This window comes from Alkaliphilus metalliredigens QYMF, assembly GCF_000016985.1.
GTDB classification, from domain to species: Bacteria; Bacillota; Clostridia; order Peptostreptococcales; family Natronincolaceae; genus Alkaliphilus_A; species Alkaliphilus_A metalliredigens.
Genome location: NC_009633.1, coordinates 757,595 through 777,835, shown reverse-complemented (window position 1 = coordinate 777,835; position 20,241 = coordinate 757,595). Strand labels below are relative to the sequence as shown.

Sequence of the window (20,241 nt, the reverse complement as noted above, 5' to 3'; positions counted from 1 at the left end):
TTATTATGTCTTTGGCATCCTTGCCATAAGATCACTAAGTATACTCCAACTTCTTTTTCTTTTTGCCGGCGTGTAAGAAATCAGAAGTTTTTGTTCTTATTATAGTTATCGGTTTAAAAATATAGAACTTGATAGGGAAAATGAAAAAACTTTGTCTTTTTTTATTTTTTTGTAAACAATCCCTTCAATTGACTCCAGTCTTGTTTTTGTTCACTGGCTGCTTTGTTTTCTTCTTGGATTTCTAGGTAAATTTCTTTGCGATAGATTTCTACATCCTTGGGGGCTTCTATCCCTAGTTTTACTTTTCCGTCTTCAATGCCCAGGATCTTTATTTCAATGTCTTTGCCTAGCATAATACTTTCATTGTTTTTTCTTGATAGGACTAGCATTAGTCTCGACCTCCCTCTGCTGCTGGAGATGTTTGGTTAGATTGTTCCTGCATCTTTTGGATCTCTTCTAATATGTAATGCTTTGTATGATAAACTTCACTGTCTAGCATCAGTTGTTTTCCTTTTTTGTTTTTAGTGTTAATAACTAGAGGTGCCCTCAGATTCGCTGTCATTTCTTTTATATTTTCTGGGACACGAACGATAGTGTACACCTGTAAATCTGATTGGTCCTCTATGCTAAGCTTTTCTACCACATTTTTTGAGATTTCAAAGTCATAATCAGGCTTAAATAAAAAAGGGTTGGTGATGACAAAGGCCAGTGCCCCATCCTCCACAGCCTGTAGCCAATGAAAGGGCACTTCCTTATCAGGGTTTTCAATAAAGATATATTGTGTGTAGTCATCAAAACCTGGGATGCCATCTGGAAATCTGATAATTTCTTCTTGGTTTATTTCAATCTCACCGAAGTGCTTTGTTTGTAATATCATTCTTTTTCCTCCTCTATGTTTTAAAGCGTTAGCGTTAGCGTTAGCGTTAACTTAAGCTATAATTTGTCATTTTATTGCAAGATCCTTCACTATGCTCAGGATGACACTTTGAAAGGATTTCTGGAAATGATTTGATTACGTTAACGCCTATAAAAGTTTTATAGATTAATCGTTTATTAGAAAGTAAAAAGGCAAGGGCTTCATCCCCTTACCCCCCTAGCGTATTTAAATTCTGTCCGATATATTCGATATTAATAAAGTCTTTCTGTTTTAAATAGACCTGTAGATCCCCTTGCTGGTAGTCTATTTGGGCTCCTGGGTTTTGGACATTCACTGATACTTCACCCTTTTGAAAGTTAATTTGAACTTCCTTTGGGGTCACATTGATATCAGGACGACTTTTGGGTGCCATGTCATAGTTCAGTTGTCTTTGTTGCGTTCCCTGTGACTGCTTTGCCTGTCGTGCAATGACCTTACCATTTTGAATATTTGCCATTTGTTTTCCTTCTTGGGCAATTCGAGCTATAGCTTGTTGTGCTGTGCGATTTCCTTTTTGTGCATAGGTTGCCGTCAATTGCCGGTCATTTTTTAGCCCAACCTCTGCAAAACATCGCTGTTGGTCAATGGTTAACTCTGCATCAGCTGTTTGTAGACTCAATTTAGGCTCTGTTTGCTGTAATGTCATAGGAAAATGATTTTGTTGAATGTTTAGCTGTCCCATTTGTTGCTGGATTCCAATTTGAGCATTTTGCATATCAATTCGGAGATTCATTTCATCCCCTCCTGGTTTTTTAAGACCTTCTTTTGTCTTTTTATCTTAAGAAATCCATCAATGTCGGCTGAATAATCCTTGAGCCAATAGCCAATGAAGAACGATACACATTCTCCTCCGCCATAAGCTGCATGTACACTTCAGCCACATCCGCATCTTCTATTTTAGATTGAAGTTCCATCAAGTTTAGGCGATCATCTACAATTCGATTTTCAACCAATTCCATGCGGTTTACTTTGGCTCCAATTTCTGATCGTATGGTTGAATATTGATCGTAGTAGATGTCTATGTTTTGAAGGTCATCCGTTAGACCAGCAGTATCCCCGGCCTCTAATTTTGCTTCGATGTCTTCAATCATTTTAATAATTCCTGCTTGTTCACCACCCTCTACCCCTACCACATCATCTTCATGTGATACTTCATCTCCACCGAAGAGTTCAAATCCTACTACATTGATTTCAATCGTTTCTCCCATACCTACATTAAATTTGATTTTATCATCTATTGCGTCAGGAGCGTGATCGATTGATAAATTACTTACATTATACTCTCCAGCATCATTAAAAAGCTTTTGATCCGTTTTTTTTCCGGAAAAAACATATTTTCCGCCATAGGTTGTGTTTCCCAGACTAATAATTTGATTCTTTAGCTCTACTACTTCTGCCTTAATTTTTTTTGTTTCGTCTTCAGTCAATACCCCATTGGAAGCCTGCACCGTCAGCTCTCTTAGTCGTTCTACGGCTGCACCTACATTATGTACCGCTAGTTCTGTGGTCTCTAGCCAAGAAATGGTGTCATCTACATTTTTTTTGTACTGTTCTAGTTCTTTGATATCCGAACGTAGCTTCAAACTTCTGGAAATACCGATAGGATCATCAGAGGGCTTGTGAATGCGTTTTCCAGTAGTCGCCTGTAGTTGTTTCTGATCCATACGAAGTAAATTTCCATTTAGATTTTGCATCATACTACTAATCATCATGTTATTGGTAATCCTCATGAGCTTCTCCACCTTCTATCATATATCGATCATATTTTAAGCGTTTTATCTACCCACAGTGCCCATTCGATTAATAATCACGTCAATCATTTCGTCCATGGTTGTGACCATTCTGGCTGAGGCATTGTAAGCATGTTGAAAACGAACCATGTTGGCCATTTCTTCATCTAAGGAAACACCTGAAATTGATTGCCGTTGTCGATCTATCTGGTTTGTTAATATACTTTGGTTGCTAGCCATTCTCGTAGCCTCTTGGGTATTTACCCCTAAGTTGGCAATTAAGGAAATCATAAAATCCTCTGGTGTTCCTTTAAACTCACCGTTATCGAAACTCATTTGAGCATGTCGTAGCTCTGTCAACCTTAAAGCGTTGGATCCATCTCCTACTACTGGTTCCCCAAGTTCCCCCATGGTGGCGGCAGCAATCTTCCTAGGATCCCGATCAATCTCCAAGGAGATTTGAATATTTTTTGCTGTAATTTGATCTCCGGTATTGCCATCTGTAAAAAATGCTACGCCTTCATCTCCATCTAAGTCGAGTCCGTCTTCATGAATACCATTAACTGCTTTTGCAAAACTCCCGACAAAATCATTAAGCTGCTCAATATAGAAAGGAATTCCTTTATTATCCTTGGTTGTTCCATCTCTTAAAGTCAATAAAGCCCCTAATTCTCCCTTTAATGAATCTTGGTTAACCACACTGCCATTGGCCCATTTGATTTCAGTCATGTTAATTTCATCATCAAATGTACTGGATTTTGTCGCGGTGGCATCTAATTTATAGGCTTGATCATGATTTACCAAGGGTTGTCCATTTATTTGCACAACCATTTTAGATGAACCATATCCATCATTTACATCTCGCACCTCTACATTTACAAGCTTAGACAAATCATCGATCAGTAAATTCCTTCGATCTCTTAAATCATTAGCACTACTACCATCTGCTTCGAATCGATAAATTTGCTTATTTAGCTCAGCAATCTGATCTGCATAGCTGTTAATGCTACTTACAGTGGCATTAATATCAGAATTCACGTCCTTAGCTAATTTCTCTAGTTGCTTATAGGTTTGGTTCATTGTGTTGGTAAAAGCGATTCCCCGTTCTCGAACTACGGTTCTTGCAGTGATGCTCTCAGGGTTTTTGCTCAGTTCTTCAAACCCAGCAAAAAGTTCATCAGTAACAGTGGCAACACTTGTATCAGATGGTTCATTGAAAATACTCTCAATAAACTCAAGTCCATACTCCTTTGTTTCCCAATATCCTAATGCATTTACTTCATCTCTATATTTAAAATCTAGAAATTCACTTCGCATTTGTTTGATAGCTACGGTATCCACACCAGTTCCCAGCATTCCTTTTCCACCATATAGACTCATGGGGGTACTGGCAGCTTGTTCTAGTCGTTGTCTTGAATATCCCGGTGTATTTGCGTTTGCAATATTATGTCCTACTACATCTAAAGACCGCTGTGATGCAAAAATTCCTGATGTGGCTGTATTAAATCCCGAAAATGTTGAACGCATTCTTTTCCCACCTTTTCTATACCCTCATATCAAAGAAGTTTGTTTTTGTTTTTTGTTTTTCATTTGCTTTATGACCGTATTCATTGCCGTCTCCATTGGAGTCGGTCATTATTTTTAAATTAAAATGAATATATTCTAAGCTTTGATGAATGAGCTTTTCATTTCTTTCGTTCACCTTTGTTAATCCTTCTATGGTTTCTAACAGGTTGTTTCTTAGGGTGTCAATTTCCTCCCCAACAGGTTCCTTTAGAAATAGCAGTAGCTCTGAAACACTGGTAGGCTCTTTGATCCCTAATTCTTCACTCATGTTAGCAAAAATCGAACGCCTCACTTTTTCAAATGCGCCCATTTTTGCCATGTATTGCTGTTCAAGTTCTGTAATTTTTTCTAGCTCTTTCACCTGACCCTGTACAATGACTTCTGTTTTCTCTTCTGCCATTTCTAAAACCGCCTCATACATTTTGTTCTCTTGTATTAAAGCTTCTTTTAACTGTTCTATGGATTTACTCATCCCATTCACCTCGATCGTCTTCAGCTTACGCTTAAATTTTGTGGTCAATCATTAGTCCATCAATCATTTTATCTGCTACCTCTTTACCAGAAACGCTGTAGCTCCCTTGTTCCATTTGTTCCTTAACCAGCTTTACCTTTTCTTCTCGAATTTCAGGCAATGCATTAAAGGCCTTTAATGCCACTTGAAATTCCTTTCCCTTAGTGGAAATTTCAATTTCATCCTTTGGCTGGTGTACCGATTGTCCCTTTTGAATCTTTTCAGTGGCCGTTTTATTATATACCTTCATGGCCTGGATGACATTTGGATTACTGTGAATTTTCATAAAAAAACACCTCGACTTTTTCCGATTTCCTTCTTTCACATATAGTATCGGCTAAAGTGAGGGTTTTCTTAAGTTATTTTTGTCTTTTTCTTTCTGCTATGAACATTCTATTTTTTGACTCTGTGGTCGTTTCTTCCTTAGGCTTTGTTTTTGGTGTAATAGCTGCAGTGAACTGGCGTTTCATTTCACCAGCACAGGAATCGCAGTATTTTCCTGATTGAATGCCTGCTCCACATCGTTCGCAATCTAAGTACAAGTTATCTGACTCCCGGATTTCGATACGACTCTCACGTAAATAACGCAGGATACTCTTCTCACTTACCTCTGTTTCATCAGAAACCTCCGACACAGTGGCTCCAGGATGCTCATATAAATACTCCTTCACTTTAGCAAATTCTGATTGATCATCGCTTGCGCATCGGGAACAAACTTCCATGCCCTGATAAGAAAAGGCTCTCCCACATTGTTTGCAATTTCTTAAATCCATTCTTTATTCCTCCTTCTCTAGGATTGTCCCCCACCTCGTGCCAAAGTCAAAGCTGTTACAGATTGTGCCCCTGCCTCTAACAGCACTCGGCTACAGGCCTTCAACGTCGCCCCGGTGGTCACGATATCATCAATTAATAAGAGCTTTTGGTTTACGATTAACCCAGGGTTCTTTACCATAAATGCTTGTTTCACATTTTCCTCCCGTTGTTGTCTTGTCAAATGATGCATGATGATGGTTTCCTGACTACGTATGAGTACATCTGGATCATAGGGCTGCTTCACCTGTTGACTCATATATTTAGCTAGGAGCTCAGCTTGGTTAAATCCCCGCTGTTTTTGTCTTTTATAATGCAATGGCACTGGGATGATTAAACCAACCTCTAAGGCTTCTTTTTCATAGCTATCAGCTAGCATCTGCCCCATGATGCGACTGAGATAGGGTTCATGTTCGTATTTAAATCGAAAGATGAGACGCTTGATATGCCCCTGGTATTGAAACACAGCGATTGCTCTTTCAAAGGAAGGCGGTTTGCTTTCACAGGCTTGGCATAGACCAACTGCCTCGGTCATTGAAAGGATCTTACCGCATTGATGACAGCAGTGCTCTGGAAAAAAATCAATTTCACCATAACAGGTATCGCACAAATAATACTTTGTCTGATTTGATAGGTTTTCTTTACATGCAATGCAGCTGACATCCAATGGATACATTAGATCCATTAAGGCCCCCCAATATGCTTTCATCTTTATTTCTCCTTGAAATATTTTTTTCCTGCTTTTTCGACAAAATTAATTAAGAAATGCATCTATAGTCTCAGTACATTGATTCTGGATAATCATATTCAAATTTTAGTTTCATCCTTAATCTGCATTTCAAAGTATTTCCCCAAACGTCTCCCTAGTCCAGAGTACCGCTCAATAATTTTATTGTTGTCCACCATTTTTTTTAAATAGCTTTCCACCCCGACCAATACCACCAGGGATCTGGCTCGGGTTACTGCGGTGTAGAGTAGATTTCGAGTTAATAACATAGGGGGTCCCCATGTAATGGGAATGACTACAACGGGAAACTCACTTCCTTGACTTTTGTGGATGGTGACGGAGTAGGCCAGTTCCAATTCATCTAGCTGGGTAAAGCTGTAGTTGACTTGTTTTTGGTCATCAAATAGTATGACCAACTCTTCCGCCTCTGTATCGATGCTTTGGACATATCCAATATCTCCATTGAAGACACCCTCCCCCTTTTGTTCTTCAGCCATGGGATCTAGACAGCGCCACTTTAATGTATAGTTATTTTTAATTTGCATTACCTTGTCTCCCTCTCGGAAGATCTTTTCCTTGAGATCCTTCTCTGCCTTGGATACATTTGGAGGATTCAAAGCTGCCTGAAGCTCTTTGTTCAGATTTAGTGTTCCAGTCTCCCCCTTTTTCATGGGTGTCAGCACTTGAATATCACGTAGGGCGTCAAACTGATAGTGCTTAGGAAGTCGGTCTCTCACCAATTCCACTACGGTGGCTAAAACATCCTCCTTGGCATTTCGTTTCATAAAATAAAAATCCTTTTGCTTTTCATTTAATTGTGGATAGAGCCCCTGGTTGATTCGATGGGCATTGACGACAATCATGCTCTCCTGGGCTTGACGGAAAATTTCCGTTAGTCGAATGGTCTTCACAACCTTGCTGTCAATAATGTCTCGAAGTACATTTCCAGCACCCACAGAGGGAAGCTGATCTACATCTCCTACTAATACAACCCGAGTCCCCCTAGCAATGGACTTCATTAGGCTATTCATTAATATAATATCCACCATGGACACTTCATCAATGATGATGACATGACAATCTAGGGGATTATCTTCATTTCGTTGAAAAAGCATGCCTTCACGGTCATCTCCAAATCCCAATTCCAATAACCGGTGAATGGTTTTTGATTCTTTTCCAGTGGCCTCTGTCATTCTTTTAGAGGCTCTGCCTGTGGGGGCTGCCAATAGCATCTTTAACTCTAACTTTTCGAAAACCTTAATCAGACTATTGATGGTTGTTGTCTTTCCTGTTCCCGGACCTCCAGTAATGACTGAAATTCCATTCTCGATTGCTTCTTTGATGGCTTCTTTTTGTTGCTTTGCCAGTGTCATCTCTTCTGCTTGTTCAATCTTCTGTAGTTCTTCGTCAATATCCATTTCGATGGGGTCTAACTCTACTTGAGCTAAACTGATGAGCTTTTTACATACATTAGACTCTGCATAATAATAGGGCATAGAATAAACGATAATCTCATCATCAATTCGTTCTAATTGTATTTCCTGATTCAGGGCAAGCTCTTGGATGGCGCCTTCTACCTGACCTTCTTCTACCCTGAGTAGCTCCTCTGCCCGTTGGATTAGCTTAACACCCGGTGCATAGGTATGACCTTCCCCTTGGAATGTGTTTAACATATATTTAATTCCTGAATGAATTCGGTATTTTGAATGGGGATGAACCCCCATATTTCGAGCTATGGCATCGGCTCTTTTAAAACCAATCCCAACAATTTCATCCGCCAACCGATAGGGATTTTCTTGAATAGTGGCGATGGTTTTATCTCCATACTTTTTATGTATCTTTACTGCATAATTAGGGGTGATATGATACTCCGAAAGAAAGAGAATGATTTCCCTGAGCTCCTTTTGATCCCTAAAGGTCTCGGTGATGGTCTCCGCCTTAGCTCGCCCAATACCCTCTACCTCCCTCAATCGTTCTGGGGCATATTGAATCACCTCCAAAGAATCCATTCCAAATAGATCCACAATTCGCTCCGCCATCTTTTTTCCCACGCCTTTGATGACTCCTGAGGATAAGTAATTTAAGATCCCTTCCTTTGTGGAGGGTTGAATGGGACGGTATTCCCCTACCTCTAGCTGTCTGCCGTAGACAGGATGCACCGCCCATTTCCCCTTTACAGCCAATTGTTCTCCTTCTTTAATGGCAGGCAAACAGCCTACAATTGTGGCGATCTCTTCTTTTGCCTCTAAAATCCCTACCATATATCCATTGGATTCATTTTGAAAAATGATTTCCACTAACTGTCCTTCTAGCTCAACCACAGCACTTCCTCCTGTTACACGCATTCTTGCCTTCCATTATATCACAATCCCTCGGGTCTTTTCATTGTTAATCGCTCAATAGACTTGGCTAATTCATGAATACTCACGGTAAGTCCTTCTAGTTTCTCCTCGATTTGCACCAATAAATACACCGACACAACGATGGGGAATCCCAGGTTGGCCACATGACCGAATACATCATTCATTTTTTCTCACCCCCTCTACAACAATGTAAAAGCCGAGGAAAATCTCCCTCGGCTCCTAATTATACTAACTCCAATACATCCTCCTGGGTTGAAATAATTCTCGCTTCATCAACACCAGTCAAGGCAATTCCACCGGGAGCAAAGACATCACTTGCGATGATTTCATCCATGGCAGTTTTCACTTCTGCCCCTGTTACATCTTCCCTTGGATGTGGCACTGTCATTCTTAGCTTTGTGCCATCACCCTTCATAAAGGATAACGCTAATACCTGATTCATCTAGTTCACCTCCTTATTTCTATCCTAAGGATAGATTACTCCACTAACTCCTTTTCATCTGCTCGAATGATGGTTTTCAGTGGCTTGCTTTGAAGTCCCACAATGGTTGCTGAAGCATTGTAGAGAGCTTCATCGGCAGCCTCAGGCTTCACATTGCTGTAGGTTCTTGTGACTAATCGTTCTCTCCCCTCTTCATCAATTCGATCTACAAAACGAAGTCTTACTCTTGAGGTTTCATTCATAATATTGATTGGCATCCTGCTCACCTCCCTTCTTACTTAGTAACTGTCGTAAGAAAGGAAAAGTTAGCATTGATTTTTGAATTTTTTTATTGAGGACCTCTTATCTTTGTTCTAATAAGCCTTTCAATGGGATTTAAAACAGAAGAAAAGCTTACTTCTTTTGCAAGTTGCAAAAGGAAATAAGCTTATTCCTGTGAATCCTAAGAATCTCTTTGTTTTTTAATAATTAAATTTACTAATACTCTCTTGCATATCTTCTGCCAATCGAGCCAATGACTCGCTTGAACTAGCTATTTCTTCCATAGAGGCTGTTTGCTCCTCCACTGAAGCAGAGGCTTCCTCTGTTCCCGCTGCATTTTCCTCTGCAACGGCGGCCAAGCTCTGCATGATATTTGCCAATTCATCCTTTGTGAGGTTCATTACGTTGACGGAGTCCGTTGACTTCTTCACAACTGCTCTGACACGCTCTACTTGCTCAGCAATCCCGTCAAACTTACCCTCTGTCATGGAAACACTCTCTACTTGCTCTTTAATGGTAGATAGCACGGTCTCCATCACATTTACAGCACTTTGAGAGTTACTCTGTAGCTTTTTCAGCATCTCATCGATCTCATTTACGGAAACTGTAGATTGTTCAGCTAGCTTACGGATTTCTTCAGCCACTACGGCAAAGCCTTTACCCGCTTCTCCTGCTCTTGCAGCTTCTATAGCCGCATTTAGGGCTAACAAATTAGTTTGCTCTGCAATTCCTTCAATGATTTTGCTGGCTTCTCCAATTCTTTCTGCACTTTCATTTGTATCCACAGTACTTTGATAAATTGTCTTGATGGCTTGATCACTATTGTTTGTTTTATTGGTTAATTCTTTTACGATTCCAATCCCATCATCCTTTAGGATGGTTAACTGTTCTATGGTGTTATTTATTTCTTCCATATCCTTTAAATCTTCTTCTATAATCTTACTGAGTTCATCTGTTTTTAAAACACCATTCTCCGTGTCCTTTGCTTGCTCATTTGCACTTCCAGCGATTTCCTCGATTGTTTTAGCCACTTCATCTGCTGCGGTGGCAGACTGTTGACTGGTGGCGGTTAGCTCCTCCGAGGAAGACGCCAGCTGCTGGGAGGTGTTGGCTATGTTGCTAATCATTGCTTTGATGGTGGTTTGCATGCTTTTTATGGCATGGCCAATTTCTCCAAATTCATCATTTTTATTGATGATATCCTGAGACACATCCTTAGTGAAGTCGCCGTTACCCATCAATGCCATTTGATCCTTTAGCTTATTTAATGTTTTTACTGCATCATTAGATAGGGTGAAAAGTACCATCCCAAGGATAATAAATGCAACAATACCTGTAATTGCAACCATCATTATATTTCTACTGATTGCTGAATCAACCTCCGCCATGGAAAATCCGATGTTAATGGCACCCAGATGCTGTCCTTCAATCTCAATGGGCAGTAAAACATCATATACATTCAAATCTGCTGCCTCATAGAAATACTCCCAAGCGTAGGACTCCCCATTTACTGCTGCTGCGATACTACCTTCATCGTCAAGCTCGATTCCGATTCGCTCCCGATTACTATGGGCCTGGGCCTCTAGGTTTCTATCTATAAAGAGTGCATAAACGACTTTCTCATTGTCAGCTAAATCCTCTACCAAACTTTGATAACTTAAGTTTTCCGTTAGCTCATGGATGCGATCAGCGGAGATCCCCACCTGTATAACATCCCCATCTGGTGTTTTTACATAGCCAAATTTAAAGGATTCATTTGTCTCTGCACTTTGTCTTGCTTCTTCCATGATTTCAGCAGCACCACTGGCGTGAAAATCATGTAGTACATGTTCCACTGGGGCATCTAGACCCACAAAACCATCGGTTGCAGTATATGCGATTTTCATGGTATCAGTAGACCAATAGTGAATTCTATGTACATCTAATTGTGCTGCTAGCTCCACCAAATACTCATTGCTGATAATTGCTCTGTTTCCCATGACAACATTAGCTACCCCTCTGATTTGATCCTCTAGTACTTCATCCATGCTTTCCAAGGAGTCATTATTGTCCTCTATCCTTCCTATCAACCGTTCCGCTGTATAAAACCCATCTTCTCTCATCTGTTCTAGCATACTGTCTCTAGTGAAATGTGTAGAAAGAAAACCAATGGCACCTACAGCTAATAATGATACAATTAATGGTATCACAACTAGCTTCATCTTGATTGAGCCTTTTCTGATTCTTTTTACGTTTTTTGTACTTTCCATAATGTAAGCTCCTTTACATAAAATTTATGAATGTTGCATTCACAGACGATGCTTCTTTTGATAAAATGTAGAAATTGGTAAATATTTGTCAATTTTTGTCGTAAACGCCAGTGTAATTATATTAGACATAGTTATATCTGTCAATTAAGATAAATCAAACTATTGTTAATTCTACCAAATCACCCTTTATTTACATCCCCAGAAGTTACCTTAGCTTTTTTCATGAAATTACATCTCTAGGAGACGTCAGACTGCGTAAGAATTGTCACCCTGAGCGTAGCGAATGGGTCTTGAAGGTTTAAAATTCAAGATTCTTCACTGTGTTCAGAATGACAAAATCAAGAGAAAATGAGTTTTTACGTAGCCTGACGTCTTAACTTCCTTAATGCCAGCCCCTTTGTCTTTGCCACAGTAATGGGATGTACCCCTCTTTTGGCTGCAATTGTTTTTAAAGAATGTTTATTAAAATAAAAGTCCCTCACCACCTGTTGCTGACCTTGGCTTAAACAACTCATATTTTCATGTATCCATTGATGGGTCTCTTTTCTAATGAGATCTTCTTCAATCTCTACTGACTCATCTACAATCAGGTCAATCCAAGTCCCATTTTCTTCTTCAACTCCATTTCCTATAGGCGAATCCAGGGATAGATGAATTCGCTGTTTCCTTCTCCTGTTTTGATAAAAGTGTTGTACAGCTAATGCAACATAGCCCAAAAACGGAACACCCTTTTCTAAATCGAAGGTCTCTATTGCTTCTAGTATCTTCATACGACCATCCTGAATGGCATCCTCATCATATCCTTTACATCCTCCATATCTACCACTGTGTGAGATCACTAAGGGATTTAATTTAAAAACAATCCATTCCTTTGCCTGTCTGTTTCCTGCCTTTGCCTCCAACACCCTTGCTTCAAAATCTTGATTCACTTTAACCCTTCCTTTTGGAAGGTGCACCTTCAAGTATTACCGGTAGTTCTATTGTAGCGCTGCAGTGAGTTTTTGGCGAAGAGAGAACGGGGCTTATTCCCCTACTGATTCAGTGGCATTCCTTATGGAATAAGTTTAAATCACGAAAAAAAGCTTATTTCCTCTGTGAATCACTAAAGGAAATAAGCTTTTTACTTGTATGTCTTAATTAAAGTACTTCTGCTCTCAAGGCTTCAGCCTTATCAGTTCTTTCCCATGGTAAATCTACATCGGTACGTCCAAAGTGTCCATAGGCTGCAATTTGGCGATAAATTGGTCTTCTTAGGTCTAAGTCTCTAATGATGGCAGCTGGTCTTAGGTCAAAATATTTGTGGACAAGTTCGATCATCTTGTCTTCATCTACTTTTCCTGTTCCAAATGTTTCAACTAAAATAGATACCGGTTGCGCCACTCCAATGGCATAGGCCAGCTCAATTTCACATTTATCAGCTAGGCCTGCGGCAACAATGTTTTTCGCTACATATCTAGCAGCATAGGCAGCTGATCTGTCTACCTTTGTTGGATCTTTCCCCGAGAAAGCACCTCCGCCATGACGGGCATATCCACCATAGGTATCTACAATAATTTTTCTACCGGTTAAGCCCGCATCTCCTTGGGGTCCACCCACGACAAATCGTCCAGTTGGATTAATTAAATATCTTGTTTTTGCATCAATTAATTCCGCTGGTACAATGTTGTTGATGACATACTCGATTAAGTCTCTCTCAATTGTTTTGTGATCTACTTCAGGGCTATGCTGTGTAGAAATAACAATGGTGTCCACTCTTTTGGGTTTATCTCCATCATATTCTACAGTTACCTGTGTTTTTCCATCAGGTCTTAAGTAATCCAAGGTCCCGTTCTTTCTGACATCTGATAAGCGCTTTGCTAGCTTATGGGCTAATGAAATCGGTAAGGGCATTAATTCAGGTGTTTCGTTGCAGGCAAATCCAAACATGATTCCTTGGTCTCCAGCACCGATGGACTCTAGCCCATCGGTCACTTCTCCAGCTCTATTTTCTAAGGCTTCATTTACACCTTGGGCAATGTCAGGTGACTGCTCATTGATGGCAGTTAATACAGCGCATGTGTCACTGTCAAATCCAAACTTTGCACGGGTGTAGCCAATTTCCGCAATGGTTCTACGAACCACCTTAGGGATGTCCACATAACAATCAGTTGTAATTTCTCCTGCCACTAATACAAGTCCTGTGGACACACTTGTTTCACAAGCAACTCTTGCCTTTGGATCCTTCTCGAAAATCGCATCTAATACAGCATCTGAAATTTGATCGCAGATCTTATCTGGATGTCCCTCTGTAACAGACTCTGAAGTAAATAATCTTTTTCCCATTTATAAGCCTCCTCTATTTCTTTGTTTCTTTGTTGTCTATGTAGCCTATTCATATACCCTGTCCTTAGGCTTTCGCAAGTCCCTATTAATATACCCGACTCAACTGAAACTATATAAAAAATTAAAACCCTCTTAATATGATGGGCTCATCAGAAGAGGGTTGTCTTTCAATATTTCCTCATCTTTCAGAACCAAAATTCTGAGGGACTTAGCACCATACACTCTATGGTTGCCGGATTTCATCGGGCCCTTCCCCTCCATCACTCTTGATAAGGCATCAAGATTTCTATTTAATTTCTCACTGAAAACATAATACCATTGGGTTTTATATATGTCAACATTTTTTTTACATATATGAAACTTCACTTGAAGACTGGATTAGATTTTTATTGCAATATAACTCAGAATAAACATAATCGTACCAGCAATGGAGGCTCCTACTGCGATGGCAGGCATGGCATACTTAAATGGAACCGCCAATAGTTTTGCCGCCAAGCACCCACTCCATACCCCAGTGGTAGGCAAGGGTATTGCCACAAACAGTACCAGTCCTAATGTACTATATTTTCGAATTCTTTCACTGCTCTTCCTGGTTTTTTTCACAGTACGTTGAATAAACTTGAAAAAAAACTTGGACTTTTTTAGTTTTTCAAAAACCGGCTCTAGGAATAATAATAAAAAAGGCACTGGTAGTAAACTCCCCACAACCCCTAAAATTGTGGCGTGTAATGGATGTATTCCCATGGAAACCCCTATGGGAATCGCTCCCCTTAGCTCCATAATTGGCAGAGCCGCAATAAAAAGAACCATCAACTCCTTTGTCATCCACTGAAAAGCACTCTCCATTTTTTCACCTCAATCTCTCCATTATATTTTATCATTGAGAGACTTGTCCTAGTCCTATATTTTGTTTTTTTATGTTCTGTTTTCTATTTAATTTACCACTGTTTTTCCCTAGGCATCTACTTTAAGTTTCTGTAATACTTATTTAATATTATGGTAATCTCCACGTAATGTTTAATCCCTTTATTTAGTGGTATAATATGGACAAGCGTACCATTCCAGTAAAATATTGGTATGCGGGTTCCAAGTCCACCGTAGGTGCTCTTAACCATAAGAATGGAGTGATACTAGGTGAATCATATTAATAATTTAAAAGATCGCATCGAAGAACTTAAAGAACAACTTAGTCGCTCATTAGATGAAGGTAGGGCCACCTATGACATTGTGGATTTGAGTCAAGAGCTTGATGAATTGATTGTAGAATATTATCTATTGAATAATGAATAAGCTATTCCCCCTCCTTTAGTCATAAATTGCAAACACCCCCTATATATATAACATATATAGGGGGTGTTTCTTTTGGTTAGCTATCATTATAAAAATCCACAGATGATTCCTCAGTTTGTCCGCTATTTATCCCTGAATCTCCCTGATGAATTTATTGTCCTTTGTATCGGTACCGATCGCTGTATCGGCGATGCCCTAGGTCCTTTAGTGGGTAGTCTTCTATTACAGAAGCACTTTCCACATCTCATTTATGGCACTCTGGGTCAGCCTATTCATGCTTTGAACCTCAAAAACACAATTACGATGCTCAAACAGAAACATCCAAATGCTTTTATTCTAGCCATCGACGCAAGCCTTGGTGACAGTGAACAGGTGGGATTCATAACGCTCCGCCCAGGTCCCATTGCTCCAGGCAAGGGTGTGGGTAAAGCCCTACCTTCTGTTGGTGATCTTTCACTAATCGGAATTGTTGCTCCAAACGATGAGAAAATCAATTCAACCATTCACCATATCCGACTCAGCTTAATCATGGATTTAGCGCAACAAATTACTGAAGTCTTAATGCATCACTGTCATATCGCAGGAGATAATAAATCCACTTACTAAACTCAGCCCGGGTGATATAATCCTTAGGTCGTAGCCTGTTATCTCTTTGCAATATTCCCAATGTTTTTAATTCATTGATGCTGTCTATGGCCCAAGGGCTGATTTTTTCTTGATCCTCATAGGGCTCAGCTGTCATGATCATCGTATTTGTATTTAATCCACTTGCTAAAATCACTGCCGCTTGTTCTCGGGTGACGAAATCACTTGGCCTCAATGTGCCATCCTCATATCCAGTCATAATTTCCAGTTGATAAACTATTGACATAAAGTCTCGAGCCCATCCAGATACTTCATGCCAGTCAACTATTTTAGATACCGCCATTGTTTCATCCACCACTTCTAAGTCCAATGCATCTACAATGACTTTAGCTACTTGTTCACGGGTAATGAGATCATCGGGCTTAAAAAGTTCTTGTCCCACACCGGACATAATTTCTTCTTTTACAATTGACTCTATGTACATTTCTTGTTGATGATCCGCTACATCTCTAAAGATGGAGCGATTTCCACCAGAGCGTGTGACCACAAAAATCTTTTCTTCCTTCTTCTCTTCTGCCACAGCATAGTGATGTTTTTCAGGGGTTGCAACTTGTGTTCCTCCTGATGGTGTGCCACTTCTAGGAATCAAACTCCAATCAATAGAAGTAACGGGTTGATTGTACTTTTCCCTTACCAGCTGTAATAGCTCCTCTTGATATACGCCACTACCATGTATATTTGGGTTATTTCTGCCATCCCACGAATTATATGCCCACAATGCGAAATACCAGTTTTCAACAATATTAGGATCCCCATCTCCAATTGTAGGGACAACACTCCAATCCCATTTACTTTGTAATATATCTGCCCCAGCTTCTATGTTGTAACGCAGATCTTCCCTTAATCGCTGGACATCATAGGTTCCGTGGTGAACTCGATTCACCTGCATAATCCCTGTATTTCCATTACTTACAAAGGGCGCCCCGCTATCAGTAAATTGTCGGAATTTACTTTCCTTGTCTGCAATTGCCTTTAATATCACAGCCGGGATATTTTTTTCCAGGGCCACCTCTTCAATGATTTCTTTAATTTGTTCATGACTAGGGTTTGCTGCATTTACTTGCACCCCAACTGTCACCCACTGGACCGTTAGAAGTATCATGACAAATAAACTGAGCATCCTTTTGTTCATGTTTTCCCTCCTATCCTTTTCTTAGATCTAATACTTTCTGAAATCTAACTTTTTGTCTTTTAAACATTATAACATTAATGTCAACAAGGGGATCGTTAGAAGTGATAAAAGTGTTGTCACTAAAACGCCCTTGGAGGCTAAATAATAATCCGATTCGTAAATCGTTGCAAAAACAGGTATATTGGCTGCGGCTGGCATGGCCATAATCACCACAGGTACCCCTAGCAATATCCCCTCTACTCCAAATAAGTGGAGTACCAGCATGACTACTGCTGGGGTGAGTACCAATCTAAAAAAAGAAACAGTTAAGAGCTTCTTTTCATTGAACATTTCCTTTATGGGGATATCTGCCAACAACGACCCAATCACCAGCATCGCCAGGGGTGTTGTGGTCTCCCCTAACCCATCTAATGCACCATAGATCACATAGGGTAATGTCCAGGGAGATAAAAAGAGAATAAAGCCCAGTCCCACGGCAATAATGGCAGGATTTGAAAGAATAGCCTTTATATCTGTTTTTTTCTGATGTCCAGTACCACTACGACGAAGTAATGCCACTCCAAGGGTTAGCATTAGAAAATTGAAGGGTAGGTTAAAGAGTGCCGTATAAAAGACCCCCATTTCACCAAATATGGCATTGACAACAGGGTAACCCATATATCCTACATTAGAAAAAATGAGAATGCATTGAAATACATCTCGTTGGGTTCCATCTGATTTCATCATTTTAGTGGCAGCATAGGAAATTCCAATGGCAATGCCATAGCTTAATAAAGAGATCAACATAATTTGCATACTCATTCTTAAGAGCTCAGAAGAAAACTCAAATTGCATGGATTTAATAATTAATGCAGGTAAAGTGACATTTAGTATTAGATTACTAATGCCTTTTCCCAGTTGATTGTTTAATATATTATATCGCTTAGCTCCATAGCCAACCGCCATTAAAATAAATAAAATAAAAATTTCATAAAACGTATTTATAAAAGCCATGATTGTCCTCCTAAAAGTCCTCCAACAGGTCACAAGGAATGATAATTTTATATAGCCCTCACCACCTACTACTTATCATATGATATCAGATTTACGGTGTTCTCACAAATATAATTTGCCCATGTCACTGCATCGACTCATAGTGCATATAAATATAAGAAGCCTAGTAAAATCACTAGGCTTCTTATATTTATTCATTACATCTATCGTTTTTTTATTATTGCCCCATATCTTCTCTTCCAATTGGTTCTTCGATTAGGAAATGTCCCATTAAGGATTCTCTTTTACTTCCATCTACTAAAAATTGTACTTGTTCTACATTTTCAAGCTCTGTTAAAGTCATAATAACCTGCTGTAACAATCCAACCTCTGTCATGGATCCTCCAGATAGGTTTTCACTGGATAGATTTACGTATGCGATTTCATCTACTCGCTCAACACTTAATACGCTGATGTTTTCTAATACAGTGGTTAAGTCTTCATCCTCCGGGGCTTTTTGTAATTCAGCTACCACCACTTCTTCTAGTGGTTTCTCACCAAAGATCACTTCTCGTTCCACGGGGATTACCATGTCTAAATCCGCATCACCTGTTAAAACATACTCTTGGTTCATAAAATACAAAGTAACCAGCTGTGTCTCGCCTTGAGGATCTGGGTCTACCACCACATCTCCATTATTTGGATCATCAGTCGGAGGTTCCTCAACTGTTCTTTGTGCACAAGCCCCCAATGTAATCACCAGTAAAACAATTGATAGTATTATAAAAATCCTTTTCATTTACATCATCTCCTCTGAAATTAGTGCCTTGTCGGTTACTTACTCTTATTATACCCCTTTAGTGTGAAGAGTCCCTAAAGAAATGTAAAGAAATTATAAAGAATCGCTAAATGATGTCTTAGGTATTTCAATTATCAAGGATGTGCCTTGATTTAATTGACTTTCTGCCCTCATTGTCCAGTCATGTCTAGCTAAAATTCGGTTAACGATGGAAAGTCCCAGCCCAGCGCCACCGGTTTCTCTAGAGCGTGAAAGGTCTACTCGATAAAATTGATCAAATATTAATTCTAGATGTGCTTCTCCAATTCCTAATCCATTATCCTTAATATAAAGTACGTAGCTTTCCTTTTCTTTGCGTCCCTCAATGACAATCCATTGTACTTCCTTTTGGTCATCACGATACTTAATTCCATTATCAATCAAATTGATGAGAACTTCCTTAATCCGTTCTTCATCACATATGATCATAGGAGCATCCTGGAAGTCCACTTTAATCTCCACTTGGGCTTTCTCTATTAAGGGTTTTACGATCTTTATAGAAGTCCTTAACAACGCCTCTAAATTCACTGTGTCTAGGTTTAAATCCTGTCCTTCAATCTTCGTTAAGGATAACAAGGAGCGTATCAGATTACTCAATCGATCGATTTCCGAATCCATATCCCCTAAGTATTCACGATATATCTCGATGTCGTCTTCTCCATAGAGCAGTGAATCAATGAGAGCCTTCATGGAAGCAAGTGGCGTCTTTAATTCATGGGAGACATCTCCAATAAACTGTTTTTTACTTTGATCCATACGGTAAAGGGCTTCACTCATTTGGTTGAAGTTCTCACCTAATCGACTGATTTCATCTCGTCCCTTTACTTCTACCTGCTTACCTAACTCCCCTTGTCCTATTTTTTTCGCTGCCTTGGAGAGACTACTAATAGGTTTGGCGATTTGTACACTGGCAAAGGCCGCCACCAGCAACCCAACAATGGCCGCACCTATGGAAATGGCCCTCAATTGTCTCCTAAACTCATCAATGCTTACAAATGCATCCTCAACATCCGTGGAGATTAAAACCACTCCTAATCCCACACGTCCCTCCCCGGCTCCTGTGAAAATAGGCACAGCAACCTGTAAAATTCGCTTATCAATTTCATAGTAGTTAATCTGCTCTTCTCCCTTGAGGGCTGCTCTTATTTCTGCATTATCGATATGTTCATTCTCAAAAATGCTAAAGCTGTCCACCAGTACTCTTTTCTGATTATCTAGCACAAGGATTCGTCCCTCTATAGAAGGACTGTATTGCCTAATGGCACCCTTAAGCTCAATGGCGTCATCAAAGTAGTTTCGACTAAGACTACTGACAACATTGGCAGTCTTCAGAGAATTAATCTCAATTTCCCGTAGAACAGACCTTGTCATATTCTCGATGGATAAATAATTAATCAATGCTAAGGGAATAAAAATCAACACAATATAAATGACGATTAATTTTTGCTTGATCGAAGACCACAACAC

General features: G+C 39.7%; 23 protein-coding genes and 1 riboswitch. Of the genes, 2 read left to right on the top strand and 21 right to left on the bottom strand.

All coding sequences use genetic code 11. The features are described 5' to 3' along the window. Positions 1-161: 161 nt before the first annotated feature. From csrA to AMET_RS03555, 17 genes are all read right to left on the bottom strand, one after another. Positions 162-389 carry a carbon storage regulator CsrA gene (csrA, locus tag AMET_RS03630; RefSeq protein WP_012061999.1) on the bottom strand — a complete coding sequence of 76 codons (228 nt, stop codon included), beginning with the start codon at positions 387-389 and terminating at the stop codon, positions 162-164. Next, complete coding sequence (gene fliW, locus AMET_RS03625) at positions 389-877, bottom strand: flagellar assembly protein FliW (RefSeq protein ID WP_012061998.1); 489 nt, start codon at positions 875-877, stop codon at positions 389-391. The genes csrA and fliW overlap by 1 nt, the downstream gene beginning before the upstream one ends. A 208-nt stretch (positions 878-1,085) precedes the next feature. After that, the gene (locus AMET_RS03620) at positions 1,086-1,649 is read right to left on the bottom strand and encodes a DUF6470 family protein (RefSeq protein ID WP_012061997.1); all 564 of its coding nucleotides are present in this window, start codon (positions 1,647-1,649) and stop codon (positions 1,086-1,088) included. A gap of 40 nt (positions 1,650-1,689) precedes the next feature. Beyond that, a complete protein-coding gene (gene flgL, locus AMET_RS03615; protein WP_012061996.1) occupies positions 1,690-2,646 on the bottom strand; it encodes a flagellar hook-associated protein FlgL in 957 nt (318 codons plus the stop codon). Positions 2,647-2,691: 45 nt separating this feature from the next. Next, on the bottom strand, positions 2,692-4,173 hold the full coding sequence (gene flgK, locus AMET_RS03610) for a flagellar hook-associated protein FlgK (RefSeq protein WP_012061995.1): 1,482 nt from the start codon (positions 4,171-4,173) through the stop codon (positions 2,692-2,694). Between the two features lie 16 nt (positions 4,174-4,189). Further along, complete coding sequence (locus AMET_RS03605; protein WP_012061994.1) at positions 4,190-4,684, bottom strand: flagellar protein FlgN; 495 nt, start codon at positions 4,682-4,684, stop codon at positions 4,190-4,192. Between the two features lie 31 nt (positions 4,685-4,715). Continuing rightward, positions 4,716-5,009: a flagellar biosynthesis anti-sigma factor FlgM gene (gene flgM / locus AMET_RS03600; RefSeq protein ID WP_012061993.1), complete on the bottom strand. Its 294-nt coding sequence runs from the start codon at positions 5,007-5,009 to the stop codon at positions 4,716-4,718. A gap of 73 nt (positions 5,010-5,082) precedes the next feature. After that, positions 5,083-5,496, bottom strand: a complete 414-nt coding sequence (locus AMET_RS03595; protein WP_012061992.1) for a TIGR03826 family flagellar region protein — start codon at positions 5,494-5,496, stop codon at positions 5,083-5,085. 17 nt (positions 5,497-5,513) lie between these two features. After that, complete coding sequence (locus tag AMET_RS03590; protein ID WP_012061991.1) at positions 5,514-6,242, bottom strand: ComF family protein; 729 nt, start codon at positions 6,240-6,242, stop codon at positions 5,514-5,516. Positions 6,243-6,340: 98 nt separating this feature from the next. After that, entirely contained in the window at positions 6,341-8,605 is a 2,265-nt protein-coding gene (gene recD2 / locus AMET_RS03585) for an SF1B family DNA helicase RecD2 (protein WP_012061990.1), read from the bottom strand. 17 nt (positions 8,606-8,622) lie between these two features. After that, positions 8,623-8,787, bottom strand: coding sequence for a YvrJ family protein (locus AMET_RS24795; protein ID WP_012061989.1), 165 nt, complete (start codon positions 8,785-8,787; stop codon positions 8,623-8,625). A gap of 59 nt (positions 8,788-8,846) precedes the next feature. Next, positions 8,847-9,065, bottom strand: a complete 219-nt coding sequence (locus AMET_RS03580) for a DUF2922 domain-containing protein (RefSeq protein ID WP_012061988.1) — start codon at positions 9,063-9,065, stop codon at positions 8,847-8,849. Between the two features lie 35 nt (positions 9,066-9,100). After that, positions 9,101-9,322 carry a DUF1659 domain-containing protein gene (locus AMET_RS03575; RefSeq protein WP_012061987.1) on the bottom strand — a complete coding sequence of 74 codons (222 nt, stop codon included), beginning with the start codon at positions 9,320-9,322 and terminating at the stop codon, positions 9,101-9,103. Between the two features lie 204 nt (positions 9,323-9,526). Next, on the bottom strand, positions 9,527-11,575 hold the full coding sequence (locus AMET_RS03570) for a methyl-accepting chemotaxis protein (protein ID WP_012061986.1): 2,049 nt from the start codon (positions 11,573-11,575) through the stop codon (positions 9,527-9,529). Positions 11,576-11,931: 356 nt separating this feature from the next. Further along, positions 11,932-12,504: an RNA polymerase sigma factor gene (locus AMET_RS03565; protein ID WP_012061985.1), complete on the bottom strand. Its 573-nt coding sequence runs from the start codon at positions 12,502-12,504 to the stop codon at positions 11,932-11,934. A gap of 208 nt (positions 12,505-12,712) precedes the next feature. Next, the gene (gene metK, locus AMET_RS03560; protein ID WP_012061984.1) at positions 12,713-13,897 is read right to left on the bottom strand and encodes a methionine adenosyltransferase; all 1,185 of its coding nucleotides are present in this window, start codon (positions 13,895-13,897) and stop codon (positions 12,713-12,715) included. 175 nt (positions 13,898-14,072) lie between these two features. Then, positions 14,073-14,173: riboswitch (SAM riboswitch) on the bottom strand. Positions 14,174-14,275: 102 nt separating this feature from the next. Further along, positions 14,276-14,743 carry a COG2426 family protein gene (locus tag AMET_RS03555; protein WP_012061983.1) on the bottom strand — a complete coding sequence of 156 codons (468 nt, stop codon included), beginning with the start codon at positions 14,741-14,743 and terminating at the stop codon, positions 14,276-14,278. Positions 14,744-15,031: 288 nt separating this feature from the next. On the opposite strand from AMET_RS03555, the gene AMET_RS24790 reads away from it, so the two are divergent. Both AMET_RS24790 and yyaC read left to right on the top strand, forming a co-directional pair. Then, positions 15,032-15,187: an aspartyl-phosphate phosphatase Spo0E family protein gene (locus AMET_RS24790; RefSeq protein WP_012061982.1), complete on the top strand. Its 156-nt coding sequence runs from the start codon at positions 15,032-15,034 to the stop codon at positions 15,185-15,187. A 72-nt stretch (positions 15,188-15,259) separates the two neighbouring features. Next, the gene (yyaC, locus tag AMET_RS03550; protein ID WP_012061981.1) at positions 15,260-15,793 is read left to right on the top strand and encodes a spore protease YyaC; all 534 of its coding nucleotides are present in this window, start codon (positions 15,260-15,262) and stop codon (positions 15,791-15,793) included. Here yyaC and AMET_RS24100 read toward each other — a convergent pair. The 4 genes from AMET_RS24100 to AMET_RS03530 form a co-directional block, all read right to left on the bottom strand. Further along, a complete protein-coding gene (locus AMET_RS24100) occupies positions 15,735-16,964 on the bottom strand; it encodes an S-layer homology domain-containing protein (protein ID WP_012061980.1) in 1,230 nt (409 codons plus the stop codon). The genes yyaC and AMET_RS24100 overlap by 59 nt on opposite strands. 66 nt (positions 16,965-17,030) lie before the next feature. After that, a complete protein-coding gene (locus AMET_RS03540; RefSeq protein ID WP_012061979.1) occupies positions 17,031-17,957 on the bottom strand; it encodes an AEC family transporter in 927 nt (308 codons plus the stop codon). 217 nt (positions 17,958-18,174) lie between these two features. Further along, on the bottom strand, positions 18,175-18,735 hold the full coding sequence (locus AMET_RS03535) for a GerMN domain-containing protein (RefSeq protein ID WP_012061978.1): 561 nt from the start codon (positions 18,733-18,735) through the stop codon (positions 18,175-18,177). A gap of 93 nt (positions 18,736-18,828) precedes the next feature. Beyond that, positions 18,829-20,241 (bottom strand): sensor histidine kinase, encoded by a 1,413-nt coding sequence (locus AMET_RS03530; RefSeq protein ID WP_012061977.1) that lies wholly within the window; start codon positions 20,239-20,241, stop codon positions 18,829-18,831.